Below are 1,012 nucleotides of genomic sequence, written 5' to 3'. Positions count from 1 at the left end.
TATAGCCATACTTGTTGAGTGCGGCTTTTTGCCTACCTCCTTGACCTTTACAGGTAACTAGTAGTGGTTGAGAGGTTCTCAAAACCAAGGTCTCAATATCTCCAACACAAGCGGCATCAATCCAATGCTCCTTTGGGAATCCTAGTTTTGTCCGGTTGTACTTGGTTTGCGCTCCCGTTCCAGTAACTATGGGTTTTATTTTTTTGAGCACCTTCACTAACTTGTTGCGAGTTGAATTAACCGCTGCCGCATCCGGTAATGGTTGCTTAGCTTTGGTTTTGATTTTTTGGAGTAAACTTGGCTTCTTTTTTAGGAATTCCTCTATGGGCTTGTTTCCTTTCCGTTGATTACATTTCTCGCAAGCTAAGCAAAGATTACTGACTCGATCACTTCCACCAAATGACTTTGGGTGAATGTGTTCGATCAAATGACTTTGGGTGAATGTGTTCGATTTGCAAGGGGATGGATTGTTTACCGCAGTAAGTGCATTCTCTCCCCCATTTCTCTAGTAAGTACTCTCTAACCTCATATCCAGCTAGTTCGCCTTGTTGGTACTGAACGCCATTGATTTCAGGGTTCTGCATTTTTTGAGTGTCAAATTTAACTCTTTCAACCCAAACCTCATTGACCGGGCAAAACTTAATTAATCGCTTTACCCAAGTTTCAATAGTCAAAATCCTGTGTTCTAGGCTAGGTGGGAGCCAACCCTCTGAACGTTTGCGATTAAGAAACCGTGGCTTTCTGTAACGGGTGTGACGACTACGTCTTCCACGCCTTACGGCTTTTCTAGACTCTAGTTTTTTCTTGATTAATCCTCCTCTGTGCTCTAGTTCCATTCCCCAGATCACCTGATTGTTTTGGACTAAGGCAAATCCAGTTACCTTACTACCAGGGTCAATCTTGATTTGACATGGTGAGATAGTCGGATTATCGACCGCAGTCTTCAATATGATCGTGAACGGATACATCCGAAATACCGCAGCTTTACCTTTGTCTAATAACCGGCGGGCTT

2 protein-coding genes are annotated in these 1,012 nt (G+C 43.2%); both read right to left on the bottom strand.

Translation table 11 applies throughout. The features are described 5' to 3' along the window. A partial coding sequence (locus tag F6K53_RS46410) for an HNH endonuclease (RefSeq protein WP_366511464.1) occupies positions 1–427 on the bottom strand: 427 nt, incomplete at its 3' end. After that, the coding region (gene iscB / locus F6K53_RS46405) for an RNA-guided endonuclease IscB (RefSeq protein WP_366511463.1) at positions 387–1,012 on the bottom strand (626 nt) is incomplete at its 5' end. The genes F6K53_RS46410 and iscB, both read right to left, overlap by 41 nt.

The organism is Moorena sp. SIO4A1 (assembly GCF_010672065.1).
Classification (GTDB): Bacteria; Cyanobacteriota; Cyanobacteriia; order Cyanobacteriales; family Coleofasciculaceae; genus Moorena.
The sequence above is the reverse complement of the archived record's forward strand: the minus strand, read 5'-3'. Positions and strand labels throughout refer to the sequence as shown.